Raw genomic sequence first — 16,717 nt, 5'->3', positions numbered from 1 at the left:
TCGCGTGACCCGTTCTCCGGATCTGGACGGCGACGACGGCGTACCCATCGCGCTCCTAGCGGTCGACCGAGCCGAGCACGATATCGATCGTCCCGATCAAGGCGACCACGTCCGCCAGCATCGCGCCCTGCGCCATGTAGGGCAGCGATTGCAGGTTCACGAAGTCTGGGGATCGGATCCGCATCCGGTAGGGTATCGGCGACCCATCGCTCACGATGTAGTAGCCGAGTTCTCCCTTCGAATGCTCGACGGCGTGATAGACCTCGCCCTTCGGTGGCGAGAACCCCTTGATGACCCAGATGAAGTGGCGCTGCATGTCCTCGGCCGTCGTCATCACCGTCTCGTGCGGCGGGATGACATAGTTCGACTCGTAGGCCATCAGCGGCCCGTCTGCCGGCACCTGGTCGAGGCACTGCTCGATGATGCGGACGGACTGTCGCATCTCCTCGACACGCACAAGGTAGCGGTCGTAGACGTCGCCGTGAGTACCGAGTGGCACCTCGAAGTCGATCCGATCGTAGAGGAGGTACGGCATCGCCTTGCGCACGTCGTAGTTCACCCCGGAGCCGCGCAGGCAAGCACCGGTCAGGCTGTAGTTGATTGCGACCTCCGGCTCGACGATTCCCACGCCCTTCGTCCGGGCCAGCCAGATCGGATTCTCCGTCAGCAGATCCTCGTACTCTCGGATCGCCTTCGGGAAGTATCGGCAGAAATCGCGCACCATCCCGGGGAGCTCGGGCGGGATCTCGCGGGAGAAGCCGCCGATCTCCATCATGTTGGTGGTGAGCCGGGCGCCGCAGAACTTCTCGAAGATGTCGAGGATCAGCTCGCGGTCTCGGAACGTGTAGAGCGAGACCGAGAGCGCGCCGATATCCAGCGCGTGGGTGCCCAGCCATACCAGGTGCGAGGCGATCCGCGCCAGCTCGGCCATGATCATGCGCCAGTACTGCGCGCGCTCCGGCGCCTCGATGCCGCACAGCTTCTCCACCGCCAGCACATAGCCGAGATTGTTGGACGGGGCAGCAACGTAATCGGTCCGGTCGGTCCAGGGGACGATCTGCGCGTAGCGGTGCGATTCGCCCAGCTTCTCCACGCCGCGATGGAGATAGCCGATCACCGGGTCGCACGCGATGACCGTCTCGCCCTCCAGGGTGAGACGGACACGCAGCACGCCATGCGTGCTGGGATGCTGGGGGCCCATGTTGAGGACCAGCTCGCGGCGAGTCTCGGTGATCTGCCGCTCTTCGCTCAGGAGAACCGGTGTCGCCTGCGTGAAATCGATCATGGCCTCGGCCTCGGCAGTGAGCCACGCACCCGCGGCGCCGGACGCTCGAATCCCGGCTGCACGTAGTCACGGTAACCGCGGAGCGGGTAATCCTTGCGCAGCGGGTGTCCCTCGTCCCAGTCATCGGGCAGCAAAATGCGTCTGAGGTCTGGATGCCCCTCGAAGACGATGCCGAACATGTCGTAGCACTCGCGCTCCAGCCAGTTGGCCCCGGCAAAGAGCGGCACCAGCGAGGGCACGGTCTCCCCGTCGTTCACGCCGCACTTGACGCGCAGCCGCTGGCGGCGGGGGATGGAGTAGAGCTGGACCACGACGTCGAAGCGCGGCTCGTCGCGCAGGTTGAGCATGTCGACCGCGGTGAGATCGGTGAGGTGGTTGTAGCGCAGCTCCGGATGGTCGCGCAGGAACTCCACCACCTCGCGCAGCGCCTCGCGCTTGACCCGGATCGTCATCTCGTCGCGGAAGTTGACCGCCTCCTCGAACGCCTCCGGGAAACGCGCGCGCACGGCGATGACGGCCGGGTGCTCTTCGGGATTCGTCGGCCCCCAGTAGCCGGTCTGCCACGGCTGGCGTGGCTGGACGGCCGGGACCGGTGCCTGCTGGCGCTCGTCGCTCATCGTCTCGCACCCTCGCCCTAGCGCCGCGGACCGAGCGCTGCCCGCGCGGCCTCGCGCTGAGCCTGGCGATCGGCCTCGGCCGCCTCCTTGCCCTGCTTTTTCTTGATCGAGTCGTAGCGGATGACCCGGTTCTGCAACTCGAGCACGCCGTAGTAGAGCGCCTCGGGCAGTGGCGGGCAACCCGGCACGTAGACATCGACCGGGATCACCTGATCCACGCCCTGCACCACCGCATAGGTGTCGAACGGCCCGCCGACGTTGGCGCAGCTCCCCATGCTGATCACCCACTTGGGGTCAGCCATCTGGTCGTAGAGCTGTCGCACGACCGGAGCCATCTTCTTGGTCACCGTGCCGGCGACGATCATCAGATCTGCCTGGCGCGGCGAGGCCCGGTAGAGCATGCCGAAGCGCTCGGCGAGGTCGAACCGGGGCATCGCAGCGCTGATCATCTCGATAGCGCAGCAGGCCAGTCCGAACTGTAGCCACCAGAGACTCGAACGCCGTGCCCAGTTGAACACCCAGTCGACGCTGGTCGTGAAGATATTCCGCTGAACCTGTTCCTCAACCGCTACACCCATTCGAGGGCTCCCTTCTTCCACTCGTACAGGAGCCCGACCAGGAGCAGCCCTACGAAGAGCGCCGCCTGGACGTAGCCATAGAGTGCCAGTGCGTCGAACGCCACTGCCCAGGGGTAGAGAAAGATCGCTTCGACATCGAAGATGACGAACAGCAAGGCCACCAGGTAGAAGCGCGGCGTAAAGCGCGCCCGTGGCGGGTTCACGTCCGGCACGCCGCTCTCGTACGGTTGCAGCTTCGCGGGCGTCGGCCGGCTGGGCCGCACGAAACGCCCGACGAGCAGCAGCGTCGTGCCCATAATGGTGGCCGTGATCAGCAGCAGGCCGATGACGGCATAGCTTGCGAGCGACACCTGGTCACCTCACCCCAGGCAGGTCCTTGCCCCGTTTGTGTACTATAGCACAATCTCGGATCTCAGGCTGCCTGGAGAGGAGCGCGTTCATCCCCTCGTCCCCACCTCGCCCCGCCGTACCTGGGACACGGTACCGGCCGGACGGGTCGGGGACGAGGGGAGCACTCTTGGTCAGGGTGCCTGCGAGCGGGTCCGCAGGTGTATCGACGCGGGACAGACGCGGGCTCGCCGCTCACCGCTCGATCGGCACGCCGACCATTGAGCCGTATTCGGTCCAGGAGCCGTCGTAGTTCCGCACATTGGGATAGCCGAGCAGGTGCTTGAGCACGAACCAGGTGTGTGAGCTCCGCTCACCGATGCGGCAGTAGGCGATGATCTCTTTGTCTGGCGTGATCCCCTTGCTGCCGTACAGCTCCCTGAGCTCCTGGGCAGGCTTGAAGGTGCCGTCCTCGCGCACGGCCTGGCTCCAGGGGATGTTGACCGCCCCCGGGATATGGCCGCCGCGCTGGGCGCCCTCCTGGGGCAGGTTCTCCGGTGCCAGCAGCTCGCCACTGTACTCCCGGGGCGAGCGCACGTCTACGAACGCCCGGCCGGGCACGCCGACGCTGCTGAGGACCTGGTCGCGGAAAGCCCGGATCGAGTAGTCCGGGTCCTTCGCCTGATACTGCGTAGCCCGGTGTTGGGGAGCGTCCGTCGTCATCGGACGGCCTTCCGCCTCCCACTTCTTGCGCCCGCCGTCCATGATTCTGACGTCACGGTGGCCGAACATCGTGAGGTGCCAGAAGGCCCAGGCCGCGAACCAGTTATTGTTGTCGCCGTAGAGCACAACCGTCGTCTCGGGGGAAATTCCGGACTCGCTGAGGAGCTTCTCGAGCTCGGCCTTTGCGGGAATATCGCGGCGGATCGTGTCGCTGAGCTGGGTCTGCCAGTTCCAGCCGACCGCGCCCGGGATGTGACCGCTATCGTAGGCGCTCGTGTCGACATCGACCTCGACGAGCCGGACGCGGGGATCATCGAGATGCTGTGCGACCCACGCAGTGTCGACCAGCGCGCTTTTCGTGGCGTAGTCACCAGGCTGCTGTGACATGACCATGCCTCCTCGGCTCGATACCAGGCAAGAGCGGTCACGACGCACGAGAGGCCACCTGAAACTCCTTTCTGTTCAGGCATCGGGCGATGGTTCGCGTCACCGGGAGTGTGGGGCGGACCAGCCAGGAAGGCAAGAGATACCGCCGCCCATTTTTACCAACCAGTGGACGTAGCTGGAGAACCCCGGCGACTGCTGGCGTTCACTGGCCTGGCAGGTCCGGCGTAGGAGCCGGTTCGTTCCCGTTCCCCCCGCCGTCGGGCCCGGCCTGTTCCGGAGGCTGCGGAACCGGCGTGAGCACCGGGATGGTGAATGGATCCTCTTCAGGTGCCGGCGTGCCGGCCTGGGGCGTCGGTGTCGGAGTCTCGGGCGGAGCGCCGATCTGCGGCGTCGGGAGCGGCTGCTGCCGCTCGACGTCGATGACGGGACTCCGGCCCACCATCGCCGCGTATGCGTTCAAGTTCGCGCGACCTCTCGCCGTCATCCCTTTGGGGGTCGCGAGCGCGGCGCGCAGCTCGCGCAGCTCCCACTCGTTCACCTGGTCGCAGCGCAGGCTCGGCCCACCGTCGCGCACCAGGATCTCGGTCACGGTGCGAGCGCCGGGGATCGGTCGCTTGCCAGTCGCGGCACAGACGGGGGCCTCGATGATCCCTGGCGGACGCGGGAAGTCCGGCGGGATCGGCTGGCCATCTGGCCCCAGCAAGGTCTGAGCGAGCGCCGGATCCTGGTGGACTCGGACCATGAAGTCATGCCAGATGAGGGCAGCGCTGCTCACCCCGTCCAGCCCTCGGGTGGGGCTGTTGTCGGTATTGCCTACCCATACCCCGACGACGAGGTCGGTCGTGTACCCGACTGTCCAGAGATCGCGCGCGTCCTCGGACGTACCCGTCTTAGCCGCTACCGGCCGGTTATCCAGCTCCGGCAGGATCAACGGGTTATTGCTTCCGAAGATCATCGAGCGCGCGCGGTTATCGGAGAGGATATGGGTGATCTGGTAGGCATACTCGGCCCGGACGACCTGTTCCGCCTGGTTGAGGACGTTGGCGCGATCGAGCCGGTAGATCACCTGGTTACCAGGCGCGATGATCTCCAGGATCGGGTTGTACGGAACATAGCGGCCGTTGTTGGCGATGGTCGCGAAGGCATTCGTCAGCTCGATAGGCTTCACCTCGCGCCCGCCGACCGTGATCGACAGGTCGCACGGATTCGGATCTTGCCAGAACGACGTCTTGATTCCCAACCGCTGGGCCATGTCGAGCATCGCCGGGATACCGACGGCCTCGAGCGCCTGGATCGCCGGGATGTTGAGCGAGTTGCCCAGCGCCTCGCGAACCGTGATGGCGCCGTAGTGCTGGCCGGTGGCGTTCCGAGGCGAATACGGCTTGCAGTTCGGGAGGCGCCAGGTCTTGGCATAGTCGAAGATGACCGTCCCCGGATGCCAGCCGAGCGACTCGAAGGCGGCGAGATAGGTGATCGGCTTGATCGCGCTGCCCGGCTGCTGCGGAGTATCGGTCACGTTGACCTGCCCGTCGATCGCCTCGTTGTAGAAGTCAGCGCTCCCCACCATGGCGATGATCTCGCCGCTCCAGGGCAGCATCGCCACCAGCGCGCCGTTGTTGACGCGAGAACCGGACAACCGGGAGACCCAGTCGCTGACGATCTGCTGGGCCGTCTCCTGCACCGAGAGGTCGAGCGTCGTCCGGACGAGCAACCCTCCCCGGTTGACCGCGTTCGCGCCGTAGCGCTGTTCCAGATACTCCTTGACGAAGTTGACGAAGTGCGGGGCGAGCGTGGTTCGATCCTGGCGCGTCTGGGGGAAGAGCGGCTCCTGATAGGCAGCGTCTGCCTCCTGCCGCGTGATCATGCCCAGCTCGACCATCCGCTCCAGCACGTAGCGCTGGCGCGCCTTCGCCAGCTCGTAGTTCTGCGTGGGGTCGTAGATGCTCGGCGCTTGGGGTAAGCCGGCGAGCATAGCCGCCTCGGCCAGGCTCAGTTCCCAGGCGAACTTGTTGAAGTACGACTGGCTAGCCGCATCGATACCGTAGGAGCGGTTGCCGTAATAGACATTGTTCAAGTACATCTCGAGTATTTGCTCTTTGGTGTAGTGGCGAGTGAAGCGAATCGCCATGACGGCCTCGCGCAGCTTCCGGGAGTACGTGCGCTCGGTACCGATCTTCTCCGGGTAGAGCAAGCGCACGACCTGCTGGGTAATCGTCGAGGCCCCGGAAATATTCTCGCCACTGAGGTTCGTAATGAAGCTGCGGATGATCGCTCGCGGCTCGACACCGGGGTTGACCCAGAAGCTCTCGTCTTCGGCAGCGATGGTCGCATCGATGATCCAGGCCCGGTGAGGCTTGTCCGGGTCATCCTGCTGTTGCTCGATGTGGTCCATGATCTCTTGATAGCTGATCGCCCAGCGCCAGCCGGTATACGGGTCAGTCACCTCGCTGAGCAGCCGCCAGTTGCGGTCGTAGATCTTCGTGGTCTGGAACTGGGGAGCTTCGATCTGATCGGGTGAGGGGAGATCACCCATCAGGTACGACCAGGCGAAGAGGCCAGTCGCGCCGGCCGCCCCGGCGGTACCGACGACGAGCAAGGTCACCAGCAGCAACGCGCCAGCGAATACCCGGGTCAGCACATCCCGTCCGGAGTTGCGCTTTCTGCGAGACCGCGTCCGGAGGAGCCAGGGCGGAACCCGTCGCACACGGGCGGCGCGGCGAGAACGCGGCGGATAGCCATTGCCCCCGCCAAAAGCCCCGTTGCGCCCGTTGCGTCCGTATCGCCGCCGATCCACCGGTGCTTGTCCCTCAGTGACCCGATACGGGCTTCCTGAACACAGTGTGGACATAAGCAATGTGCCCGCGGTTCAAGATGATACCACGCGGTTCAAACGCGTCTTCAAGGCGACAGCGCGCCGGACGGGAAGCCGAACGCCTTCCGTTACAATCAGCCCCGGCGGAGAGTTCGTCCGTCCGGCGAGGGGAGGACATCGATGGATCTCGGACTCCAGGGCAAGGTGGCGTTGGTCGCCGCGGCGAGCAAGGGGCTAGGGTACGCAGTCGCGCGCGGCTTCGCGCGTGAGGGAGCTTCTGTCAGTATCTTCTCCCGAGATGCTGGGAGGATCGAGGAAGCCGCTGAGCGCCTCCGCCAGGAGACCGGCGCGAGCGTCCTGGCCCAGGTGGCTGACGCCCGGGACTCCGCCCAGGTACAACGCGTCGTCGACGAGACCGTGCGACACTTTGGCCGGCTCGACATCTTGGTGACCAACGCTGGCGGGCCTCCTGGTGGTGGCTTCGAGGACTTCGACGAGCAGGCCTACCTCGACGCGATTCAGCTCAACTTGATGAGCACGATCCGGCTTTGCCGGGCAGCTGTGCCCTATCTCAAGCGGCAAGGCGGCAGCATCGTCACCATCACCTCGATCTCGGTCAAGCAGCCGATCAGCGGGCTGATTCTCTCGAACACCGCCCGCCTGGGCGTCGTCGGGTTCGCCAAGACGCTCGCCGACGAGCTGGCGCCGTACAACATCCGGGTCAACAATGTCGGCCCGGGTTCGACCCGCACTGACCGCATCGTCGATCTGGCCCGGCAGCGCGCGGAGCGCCAGGGGATCACGCTGGAGGAAGCGCTGCAGGACAGCGCCAGTGGGATCCCCTTGGGGCGGCTCGGCGAGCCCGAGGAGTTCGCCAACGTGGTGGCCTTCCTGGCGTCGCCGGCTGCCAGCTACGTAACGGGCCAGACAATTCTCGTCGACGGCGGCCTGTACCGCGGCAGCCTGTGAGCGGCTAGCGGGGCATCGACCGATTCTGCGGCAGAGACAGGTGACAGGGCGCAAGTCCAGCGCGGGACAACAGGTCCGACCTTCGGTTATGATGACGATCGAGGACTCGAGCCGGAGAGCCTGGAAGGGACGTGGACCGTGGACATCAAAGACCTCAAGGGACTGGCGGTGGTCGCGGTCCAGGACGGCCAGCGGCTCGGCGAGGTGTCCGATGTCCTGCTCAGCCCGGGCGACCGGCGGGTCGTGCGCTTGCAGATTAGCAGCGGCGGGCTGCTCAGCGGGCGCACGACCTTCGTCGAGATGGACGCGGTGACCAGCATCGGCCCCGACGCCGCAATGATTCCCGGCCGCGACGTGGTGCGGGCAGAGTCCGATGACTCGAACCGGGAACTGCTGAGTCTCAGAGAATTCACCAGCCTCCGCGTGGTAAGCGATCAGGGGCGCCTGCTAGGCACTGTGGCCGGCGGCGAGATCGACACGCCATCCGGTCGCCTCACGACGATCGAGATCGCGCCGGTGGGGCTTGCAGGGCTGTTCGGCCGGCGGCAGTCGGTTCCGATCGCGCAAGTGATCAGTATCGGCCGGGATGTGGTCGTCGTGCCGGAGAGCGCGGTCGAGACGGACGAAGCGGGGACGGCAGAGACCGGTGGGGCAGCAGGCCGGTAAGCCTGGGGATCCCGGCATCAGAGCAGCCGGCCGAACAGGAGACCGAGCAGCAGCCCTGGTAGAAGATCCTGGAGCAGCCGCAGTCCGAGCTGGGAGAGACGCATGGGTTGCGGCCTGGGTCGCAACAGAAGCCAGGCAGTGGCCAGCAGCCACCAGAGGCCGGCAGCGAACAGCGCGGCGGCCCAGTTCATCGTGATCCCCCCTCCCGGCCGGATCGGGTCATGCGGCGGTCGCCTGGATGCGGGACAGCATGCGCCATGAAGATCCTCCTGGTCTCACCCTTCGACTTCACCTTCCCCGGCGGCGTCAACGAGCATATCTTGCACCTCGATGCCCAGTTCCGGAAGCGTGGGCACGAGACGCGCGTGCTTACCCCGCGCTCGCTCGGCGAAGACGAGTACGATGACGGCCACTTCATCAAGCTCGGGACGGCTGTCCCAATCCCGGCGAACGGCTCGACGGCTCGTATCACGCTCTCGCCCTTCGTCTCGGGCAAGGTCAAAGATCTGCTCCAGCGGGAGCGGTTCGATATCATCCACCTCCACGAGCCGCTGGCGCCCGCTCTGCCGCTTCTCGTCCTGCTCCACTCACGGACGGTCAACGTGGGAACGTTTCACGCCGCGCGCTCGCACAACCTCGGTTATCTCTACGGTAAGCCGGTACTCGCGCATTTCTTCAGCAAGCTCCATGGGCGGATCGCCGTCTCACCGGCAGCGCTGGAGTTCGTGAGCCGCTACTTTCCGGGCCACTACGAGTTGATCCCGAACGGGATCGATGTGGAGGTGTTCCGGCCGGATGTGCCGCCCATCCAGCGGTTCGGTGACCGGCCGACGATCCTCTTCGTCGGCCGGTACAATGAGTCGCGGAAAGGGTTCAAGTATCTCCTGGAAGCGCTGGCGCTGGTGCGGCGCGAGTTTCCTGCCTGCCTGCTCCTGGTCGTCGGCCCAGGCGATCCACGCCGGTTCCAGTGGTTGATCGATCGCTACGAGCTGGAGTCGCACCTCCACTTCGTCGGGCCGATCGCGCCACACGAGCTGCCGCGCTACTACACATCCTGCGACGTGTTCTGCTCCCCGGCCACCGGCCGGGAGAGCTTCGGGATCGTCTTGCTGGAGGCGATGGCGAGCGGCAGACCCGTGGTCGCCTCCGACATCCGGGGCTACCGCTACGTGGTCCGGCATGGAGTCGAGGGATTGCTGGTGGAGCGCAAGAATCCGGAGGCGCTGGCGCTGGCGCTCGTGCACCTGCTGGCCGACCGTGACCTGCGCGAGCGGCTGGGCCGGGCAGGGCGGCAGCGTGCCGAGCGATTTTCCTGGTCGGTGATCGCCGAGCAGACGCTGGCCTACTACGAGCGACTGCGGGCCGTGGACATCCGGAAGGCGGCAACGCCGGTTCCCCGGCCGTCGATCACCCGCATCCCGCTGCGTGGCTGGTGGAGTGGTGAGACACCATGATCAGCTCCATCGTGGCCGACCGCGTACGCGGACGACTCCATCGGGTCGGGGAGTTCGTCGCCCGCACCCGGCTCTCGCCGAACGCGCTGACCGTGATCGGGTTCTTCCTCAACTTCGGGGTGGCTCTGGTCATCGCTTCCGGTCATCTCAGGCTGGCCGGAGTGCTAGCGCTCCTTGCCGGCGCTTTCGACATGCTGGACGGCGCGGTTGCCCGCGCGACCCGGCGTGTCACCCGCTTCGGGGGCTTCCTCGACTCGACGCTGGATCGGTACTCGGAGGCGGTCCTCGTCGGCGGGCTGCTCGTCCATATCCTGCGCGCAGGCCTGGGAGAGGTCGCTGTGCTGCTCTGTTATGCCACCATCGTCGGCTCGCTGATGGTCAGCTACGCCCGCGCGCGGGCCGAGGCAGCCGGAGTGCCATTGACTGCCGGCCTGTTCGCGCGACCTGAACGGATCGTCGTGCTGGCGCTGTTCCTGCTCCTCAACCGGCCGGTCTGGGTTCTCTGGATTCTGGCGATCGCGACCAATCTGACGGTGCTACAGCGCACCTATCTGATGTGGCGCCGGAGCCGGGCACTCGACCGGCCCCAACAGCCTGGCACACCTCGGGGATGATGCCGTGGTACGAGGTCGAAGGGCCCGGCGGGAAAGATTTCGCCTGCCGGCCTGGGTGCTGCTACTGGGCCTGCTGCTCCTGGCCGCGCTCACGCTGCTGGCCCGTTCCGGCTGGCTACGCGGTACCAGCGTAGAGCCGTCCGCAAGTGGCGGTCAGACGACCATCGCCTTCCTCGACGTCGGGCAGGCCCTGGCCGTGGCCGTCGTCACGGCCGACGGTCACGCGCTGCTCTACGACGCCGGCAACAGCGCGCGCGACGTGCAGGAAGTCATCGGCCCATTCTTCGAGGCCCGGGGAGTAAGCCGGCTCGACTACCTGCTCTTGAGTCACCCCGATCAAGACCACGTCGGCGGCATGCCCGTGGTGCTCGACTCATTCGCGATCGGCACCTTCGTCGATCCCGCGCTGCCGTCGACCAACCAGGCATACCTGGAGACGCTGGAGCGTGTGGCCGATCAGGCCGTTCCGGCTCAGCGGGCCCGCCGCGGCCAGGCGTTCATGCTGGGAGAGCACGTCAGGCTGGAGATCCTCTGGCCGCGCGATCCGCTCCTGCGAGACGAGAGCGGCGAGGTCGCGGACAACGACAACGCGCTGGTGGTCCGTCTCGTGCACGGCGCGGTCACGGTCCTGTTGACCGGTGACATCGAGGCACCAGCGGAGCGCCAGCTCGTCGCGCTGGAAGACGGCGGGCTACGCGCACCGGTCTTGCAGGTTCCCCATCATGGCAGCCAGACCTCAACCACGCCCGAGCTGATCGACGCGGTGCGGCCAGCGATCGCGGTCATCTCAGCCGGTGCAGATAATCCCTACGGTCATCCGCACGCCGAAGTGGTCAATCGCCTCCGTGCTGCCGGCGTCGCAGTCTACCGGACCGATGTCGACGGCACGGTGCTTATCGAGAGCGACGGGACGAGCTATCGGGTACAGGTCAGCGGAGGGCCCGTCGATGGGTAGCGAGCCGGCACTTATTGCCGCTGTGGACCGGATCGAGTCGGACGAGCGAGGGGAACCACTTGCCGTGCTGGTGCTGGACGACGGCCAGCAACTGGTCGTCCCGCTCGCCATTCTGCCGAAGGGAACCCGGAGGGGTTCTGTCCTCCGGCTGCGTTGGGAGCCGGATCCGGCGACCGAGCGCGAGCGGCGAGAGCGGATCCGGAGCCTGCAGCAGCGTCTCTTCGGTCCCGAGCCGGGGACAGAGCAGGGGTAGGTGACTGGCCAGCACCGATCGCTGCTATGCTTAGCGGCGGAAAGGACCGAGCTTCGAGTGGGAGGGGCTATGGGCCGGCAAGGGTCTGCACCCGATGCCTGGCGCGCGCTGCGGTGGGTGAGGCTTCTGCTCTGCGGACTGCTGACGGCGAGCTGTCTCGGCCTGAGCGAACCGGAGGCGACTCCGACACCGAGCGCCACGCCGACTCCCACGTCCCCAGTGATGCTCGAGATCGTCACGCCGACACCTGGGCCAGCCGTAAACCCCAGCGCGACACCGACCGCTGTCCCCGAAGGCAACTCGACACCGGAAGGCTCCCAGCCGAGTGGAGAGACTCCCACCTCCTACGTGGTGCAGCCTGGCGACACGCTCTTCGGTATCGCCGCGAAATTCAACGTCGATGTGCAGGCCCTGATCGACGCGAACAACATCAGCGATCCGAATACCTTGCAAGCGGGCCAGGTGCTCGTCATCCCCACGCCACAAGGGCAGGGCCAGTAGACCGGAGTCGCCTCACTGGAGCGCGATAAGCGCGATAGACGGGCTCGCAGTCCCGAGCCCGAGCTTCCGCAGTGCTGACAGCCACGCGTCTCCGCCGTATAGTGCCAGGTGCGCCACGGAGACAGGCAGGAGGAGGGAACCATGACCGATCCCCAGATGACCGGCGAGATCGAGCGGCGGTTGGCCAGCCTGCGGAACCGGTTTCCGGACCGGTTTACCGAGCCGCAGTGGGAAGAGATCCGCGAGGATCTGGAGCAGCTCGTGCAGGCAGCGGCGACGCTCCGCCAGCGAGCGCTGGACAACGCCGACGAGCCGGACTTCACCTTCGTGCCGTGAGGGGAGAGGGAAGCCGTGGCAACCCGCGAATTCGCCTATCTGAGCATTCGCGAACTCGGGAAGCTCCTTCGAGCGGGGGAGACGACGCCGACCGAACTGGCCGAGTACTTTATCGACCGGCTGGAGACGGTCGGCCGGCGGCTCAACGCGGTGGTCACTGTTACCAGAGAGCGGGCGCTCCGCGAGGCCCAGCTCGCGGAGGCGGAACTGGCCGCCGGGCTCGATCGCGGACCGCTCCACGGGATCCCGTATGGCGCCAAGGATCTGCTGGCCGCGGCCGGATACCCGACCACCTGGGGAGCCGAGCCGCTACGTGAGCAGCGCTTCGACTTCGATGCGACGGTTATCGCACGGTTGCGGGACGCCGGCGCGGTGCTGGTCGCCAAGCTCGGCACCGTCGAGCTGGCTGGCGGGATGGGGTACGAGCAGCCGAACGCCTCATTGACCGGGCCTGGCCTCAACCCCTGGAACCTCGACGCCTGGAGCGGTGGTTCCTCAAGCGGCCCCGGATCGGCGGTCGGTGCTGGCGCCGTGCCCTTCGCCCTCGGTTCGGAGACATGGGGGTCGATCCTCACCCCGTCCAGCTACTGCGGGATCACCGGCCTGCGACCGACCTACGGTCGCGTCAGCCGGTTCGGAGGCATGGTACTGAGCTGGACGCTGGACAAGATCGGGCCGATGTGCCGCAGCGCCGACGACTGCGGCCTAGTGCTCGACGCCATCGCCGGCCCGGATCCGAACGACCCCTCGACGTCGCCCGAGCGCTTCCGCTACCGGCCCGAAGACGAACCAACGCAGGGGTTCCGGATCGGCGTGCTGGAAGAGAGTCTGGAGACCGCGCAGCCTGAAGTGCGGGCCAACTTCGAGGCGGCGCTCGGCGTGCTGGGCGAGTTCGCCCACCTGGAACCCGTGACGCTGCCCGACTTCCCGTATAACGAGACGGCCCGGCTGATCCTGAGCGCCGAGGCAGCCTCGGCCTTCGAGGAGATGCTCCATTCCGGCATTCTCCTGGGGTTGACCGCGCCGGAAGACCGGACAGGCGGCTACGCTGGCCTGACCATCCCCGCGGTGGACTACCTGCGGGCCATGCGCATCCGGCGACAGGCGCGCGCGGCGCTCAGCGCGCTGCTGGCTCGCTACGACGCCATCGTGCACCCGGCGACGGCGGTCGTCGCCAGCCCGCTGAGCATGCGCTTCGACGACTATGCGGGTAAGGGACGCCGTCTGCCGCTCGGTAGCGCTGGGAACCTGGCAGGGTTGCCGGCCATCAGCGTGCCGAACGGCTTCGGCGAGCGCGGGCTGCCAACCGGACTCCAGCTCGTCGGCGCGGCCGGTTCGGAGAACCGGCTGCTGGCGGTGGCGCGGGCCTACCAGGCGCGCACGGACTGGCACCTCCGCCAGCCACCGCTCTGAGGGACGCCCGGCATCATGGAGTTCTGCCTCGACCTCTCGCACCATCCGTGGGCGCGCAGCGCCGACCCGCAGCGAGCGGCCCGCGAGGCGATTCGCATCATCGAGGTCGCCGACCAGGCCGGGTTGCACTCGGCCTGGCTCAGCGAGGACCCTGATGGCTGGGACGCCTTCGCCGTGCTGGGCGCGGCGGCGAACCGCACCGAGCGTATCCGGCTCGGCACGGGCGTTACGAACCCGTACCTCCGGCATCCGGTCTTGCTCGCGATGTCGGCGGTGACGCTCGACCGACTCTCCGGTGGCCGAGCGTTCCTCGGGCTAGGCCGTGGCCAGCCGGAGTGGTACCGGGTAAGCCTGGGAATCGAGACCGGGCAGCCGCTCCGCGCGCTGCGAGAGACGATCGCGCTGCTGCGCCAGTGGTGGCAACCGCCGTACCGGGCCTCGTCCTCGGGGCAGTTTCGTGTGCAGGACTGGCGCCTCGCGTTCGGCCCAGTGCAGCCTTCGATCCCGATCTATCTGGCCGCGCTTGGGCCACGCGCGCTGGCCCTAGCCACGAGCCAGGCTGACGGCGTGCTGATTGCCGACTTCGCCAGCGAGCCGTTTCTGCGCCGCCTCGTACCCGAGCTCCGCCGGAAAGTCGAAATGGCAGGGCGAGATCCCGACGCGTTCAGCATCTTCGTCCGCACCGCGATCACCGTGACCGATGACCCGGAGCCGATCCTCGAGCGGCGCAAGAGCCTGCTGGCGCTGCTCTGCACGTTGCCTGGCATGGCTAGGCAGCTCGAAGTCCCTGGGTTCGACGTGCCCGCACTCATTGCTCGCCTGCGCGAGGTGATGCGTACCGAGGAGGTGCTGGCGCGAGGCGGTGGGCTGAGCGCTGCGAGAGAGCTCGGTGATCTCGCCACAGCACGACGCCTGATCCCGACCGAGCTGGTCGCGGCCGTCAGTCATGTCGGATCGGCAGAGGAGATCAGAGCCCGGCTGCGCCGGCTGGCGGAGATCGGTGTTACGCACGTCTTCGTGGCGCCGCCGGGCGACCTAGATCCCCACGCGTATGCGGACCTCGTTGCCCGAATTCGACCCTAATCGGCGGCCGGTCGATCCCGATCGATGCTCTGCTCGCTCAACGTCGTGACACCCGGCGCAGCGGTTGCGTGCCCATTCTCCGGGATCCGGCCGTCGTCGTACCAGTCCAGCGAGGCTTGCCCCTTCTCGTCGGGAGTCTGCTGAGTCTGGCCGTTGCGCAGCACCCGCGCGGTGAGCAGGAGATGCCGGCCATCATGCCCGATGAGGTCGCGCGTCGTGAGCCGCCCATCGAGGCTGGCGATCGCCGGGCCGAGTCGCTCGGCCAGCGACTCCGCCAGCGCCTGGCGGTAGACCGCTTCGTAGCGCTCGGCCATCACCCGGCTACTGAAGTACCGTTCGACATGTCGCCGGCAGGCTGCCCGGTCGAGTTGCTCGACCCGCTCGAGTGCCGCGACCATCTCGTCGATCGTGTGCGAGTGGCAGATCAGCCCGGTGACGCCGTCGACAACGATCTCTTCGACCGAACCGCCGGGGAAAGCCACCACCGGCGTGCCGCAGGCCATCGACTCGATCATCACGAGCCCGAAGGGCTCTGGCCAGTTGATCGGGAAGAGCAGCGCCAGCGCGCCGCCGAGCAACTCTGCCTTCTGCTGCTCGTTCACCTCGCCCAGATATTCGACGCCCGGCGTGTCCAGCAGCGGCAGGAAGTTCGCCTCTGCCCACTCCCGATCGGCCGGATCGATCTTGGCCGCGATCTTCAGCGGGATCCCGGCGCGCTTGGCGACCTCGATCGCCTGCAGCGGCCCCTTCTCCGGGGAGATGCGGCCTAGGAAGACAAGGTAGGGTGGATCATCCGGCTCCGCGCGGAACGGGAAGTGCTCCAGGCGAATGCCGTTGTAGACCGTGGCTTGCCAGCGGAGCGGCAGATCGGCCAGCGGTAGACGCTGCGTCTCGCTGATGCTGACCAGACGCTGCTCCGGGAAGCGCGCGAGCACCCGCCGGGTTTCCGGCATGTCGAGTCGCCCGTGTAGCGTGGTGATGGTGGGCGTGGAGCTTTGGCGGGCGAACGGAAAGGTAAGGTAGTCGACGTGCGAGTGGATCACGTCGAACTGGTCGGCCTGGGCATAGACTTCCTCCAGCATGGCAACATGCAGAGCCCAGGGATCCTTCGTACCGAGCAAGCGCAACCCGCCGTCGGCCATCGGTACCAGGCGGGCGCTCGTGCGAGAGTCCGCCGTCGCGAAGAGCGTTACCTCATGGCCACGGCGGACCAATTCCTCTACCAGCGCATGCACCACCCGTTCGGTTCCACCGTACAGCTTCGGTGGTACAGCCTCGTAGAGCGGCGCAATCTGGGCGATCCGCATCGCGCAAGACCTCCTTCGTCGTCGTATCCGAGGCCAGGCGCGCAGTGCCGTGACCGCAGCCAGGCGACGCCTTGCCCCTCCCCATTCGTCTTATATAGTTGTATGAGGCGTTACGTGTCAAGTTAGTGAAGACTGAGCGTGGATACTTGATCTACGCAACGTGTGAAGAATTGGTGCCGACCTGGCACCACTTCACAAGACATAAGCCTCGATCCGTGCATAGGCACTCGTCACCGGCCCCCTTCGGCGCCGCGAGCATACCGTTGCAGATCGCGACAGCGCAGCTCCCCCTTTCTCGATACTTACCATAACGTTACCACCAGGAGGAGCATACCCTACTCGGCCTCGCACGTCCACCCGAGCTCGTCCACCAGCTCCGACCGCCGCGGCGTCGCCGAGGGTGCGTCGATCCACCGGCGACGCCGAAGCCGCGGGCG

Annotated in this window: 18 protein-coding genes; 10 read left to right on the top strand and 8 right to left on the bottom strand. The window is 66.7% G+C overall.

Annotated features, from left to right (window positions below):
• Positions 1-55: 55 nt before the first annotated feature.
• The 6 genes from nuoD to NET02_RS06490 all read right to left on the bottom strand — a co-directional run bounded on the left by nuoD (position 56) and on the right by NET02_RS06490 (position 6,555).
• On the bottom strand, positions 56-1,285 hold the full coding sequence (gene nuoD, locus NET02_RS06515; protein ID WP_284056577.1) for an NADH dehydrogenase (quinone) subunit D: 1,230 nt from the start codon (positions 1,283-1,285) through the stop codon (positions 56-58).
• The gene (locus NET02_RS06510; RefSeq protein WP_284056576.1) at positions 1,282-1,902 is read right to left on the bottom strand and encodes an NADH-quinone oxidoreductase subunit C; all 621 of its coding nucleotides are present in this window, start codon (positions 1,900-1,902) and stop codon (positions 1,282-1,284) included. Before NET02_RS06510 ends, nuoD begins: the two co-directional genes overlap by 4 nt.
• A gap of 17 nt (positions 1,903-1,919) precedes the next feature.
• Positions 1,920-2,480: an NADH-quinone oxidoreductase subunit B gene (locus tag NET02_RS06505; protein WP_284056575.1), complete on the bottom strand. Its 561-nt coding sequence runs from the start codon at positions 2,478-2,480 to the stop codon at positions 1,920-1,922.
• The gene (locus NET02_RS06500) at positions 2,471-2,776 is read right to left on the bottom strand and encodes an NADH-quinone oxidoreductase subunit A (protein WP_347711013.1); all 306 of its coding nucleotides are present in this window, start codon (positions 2,774-2,776) and stop codon (positions 2,471-2,473) included. Before NET02_RS06500 ends, NET02_RS06505 begins: the two co-directional genes overlap by 10 nt.
• A 286-nt stretch (positions 2,777-3,062) precedes the next feature.
• Positions 3,063-3,917, bottom strand: coding sequence for a sulfurtransferase (locus NET02_RS06495; protein WP_284056573.1), 855 nt, complete (start codon positions 3,915-3,917; stop codon positions 3,063-3,065).
• Between the two features lie 202 nt (positions 3,918-4,119).
• A complete protein-coding gene (locus NET02_RS06490) occupies positions 4,120-6,555 on the bottom strand; it encodes a transglycosylase domain-containing protein (RefSeq protein WP_284056572.1) in 2,436 nt (811 codons plus the stop codon).
• 354 nt (positions 6,556-6,909) lie between these two features.
• Between NET02_RS06490 and NET02_RS06485 the strand changes: the two genes are divergently transcribed.
• Both NET02_RS06485 and NET02_RS06480 read left to right on the top strand, forming a co-directional pair.
• Positions 6,910-7,698: an SDR family oxidoreductase gene (locus tag NET02_RS06485; RefSeq protein WP_284056571.1), complete on the top strand. Its 789-nt coding sequence runs from the start codon at positions 6,910-6,912 to the stop codon at positions 7,696-7,698.
• A 138-nt stretch (positions 7,699-7,836) separates the two neighbouring features.
• Entirely contained in the window at positions 7,837-8,364 is a 528-nt protein-coding gene (locus NET02_RS06480; protein WP_284056570.1) for a PRC-barrel domain-containing protein, read from the top strand.
• A 17-nt stretch (positions 8,365-8,381) separates the two neighbouring features.
• Here the strand turns inward: NET02_RS06480 and NET02_RS06475 are convergent, their stop codons facing one another.
• Complete coding sequence (locus NET02_RS06475) at positions 8,382-8,555, bottom strand: hypothetical protein (RefSeq protein WP_284056569.1); 174 nt, start codon at positions 8,553-8,555, stop codon at positions 8,382-8,384.
• Between the two features lie 66 nt (positions 8,556-8,621).
• Between NET02_RS06475 and NET02_RS06470 the strand changes: the two genes are divergently transcribed.
• From NET02_RS06470 to NET02_RS06435, 8 genes are all read left to right on the top strand, one after another.
• A complete protein-coding gene (locus NET02_RS06470; RefSeq protein ID WP_284056568.1) occupies positions 8,622-9,818 on the top strand; it encodes a glycosyltransferase family 4 protein in 1,197 nt (398 codons plus the stop codon).
• Entirely contained in the window at positions 9,815-10,432 is a 618-nt protein-coding gene (locus NET02_RS06465; protein ID WP_284056567.1) for a CDP-alcohol phosphatidyltransferase family protein, read from the top strand. The genes NET02_RS06470 and NET02_RS06465 overlap by 4 nt, the downstream gene beginning before the upstream one ends.
• A 4-nt stretch (positions 10,433-10,436) precedes the next feature.
• Entirely contained in the window at positions 10,437-11,387 is a 951-nt protein-coding gene (locus tag NET02_RS06460; RefSeq protein ID WP_284056566.1) for a ComEC/Rec2 family competence protein, read from the top strand.
• Complete coding sequence (locus tag NET02_RS06455) at positions 11,380-11,640, top strand: DUF3006 domain-containing protein (protein WP_284056565.1); 261 nt, start codon at positions 11,380-11,382, stop codon at positions 11,638-11,640. Before NET02_RS06460 ends, NET02_RS06455 begins: the two co-directional genes overlap by 8 nt.
• Before the next feature lie 69 nt (positions 11,641-11,709).
• Entirely contained in the window at positions 11,710-12,141 is a 432-nt protein-coding gene (locus tag NET02_RS06450) for a LysM peptidoglycan-binding domain-containing protein (RefSeq protein WP_284056564.1), read from the top strand.
• Between the two features lie 141 nt (positions 12,142-12,282).
• Complete coding sequence (locus NET02_RS06445; protein ID WP_284056563.1) at positions 12,283-12,477, top strand: hypothetical protein; 195 nt, start codon at positions 12,283-12,285, stop codon at positions 12,475-12,477.
• Between the two features lie 15 nt (positions 12,478-12,492).
• Entirely contained in the window at positions 12,493-13,890 is a 1,398-nt protein-coding gene (locus tag NET02_RS06440) for an amidase (protein WP_284056562.1), read from the top strand.
• Positions 13,891-13,905: 15 nt separating this feature from the next.
• Positions 13,906-14,973: an LLM class flavin-dependent oxidoreductase gene (locus NET02_RS06435; RefSeq protein ID WP_284056561.1), complete on the top strand. Its 1,068-nt coding sequence runs from the start codon at positions 13,906-13,908 to the stop codon at positions 14,971-14,973.
• Here NET02_RS06435 and NET02_RS06430 read toward each other — a convergent pair.
• Entirely contained in the window at positions 14,970-16,280 is a 1,311-nt protein-coding gene (locus tag NET02_RS06430; RefSeq protein WP_284056560.1) for a glycosyltransferase family 4 protein, read from the bottom strand. The two genes, NET02_RS06435 and NET02_RS06430, sit on opposite strands and share 4 nt — an antisense overlap.
• Between the last annotated feature and the right edge of the window lie 437 nt (positions 16,281-16,717).

The organism is Thermalbibacter longus (assembly GCF_023806485.1).
In the GTDB taxonomy this organism is placed as follows: domain Bacteria; phylum Chloroflexota; class Chloroflexia; order Thermomicrobiales; family Thermomicrobiaceae; genus Thermalbibacter; species Thermalbibacter longus.
This window is presented reverse-complemented; position numbering and strand designations above follow the sequence as displayed.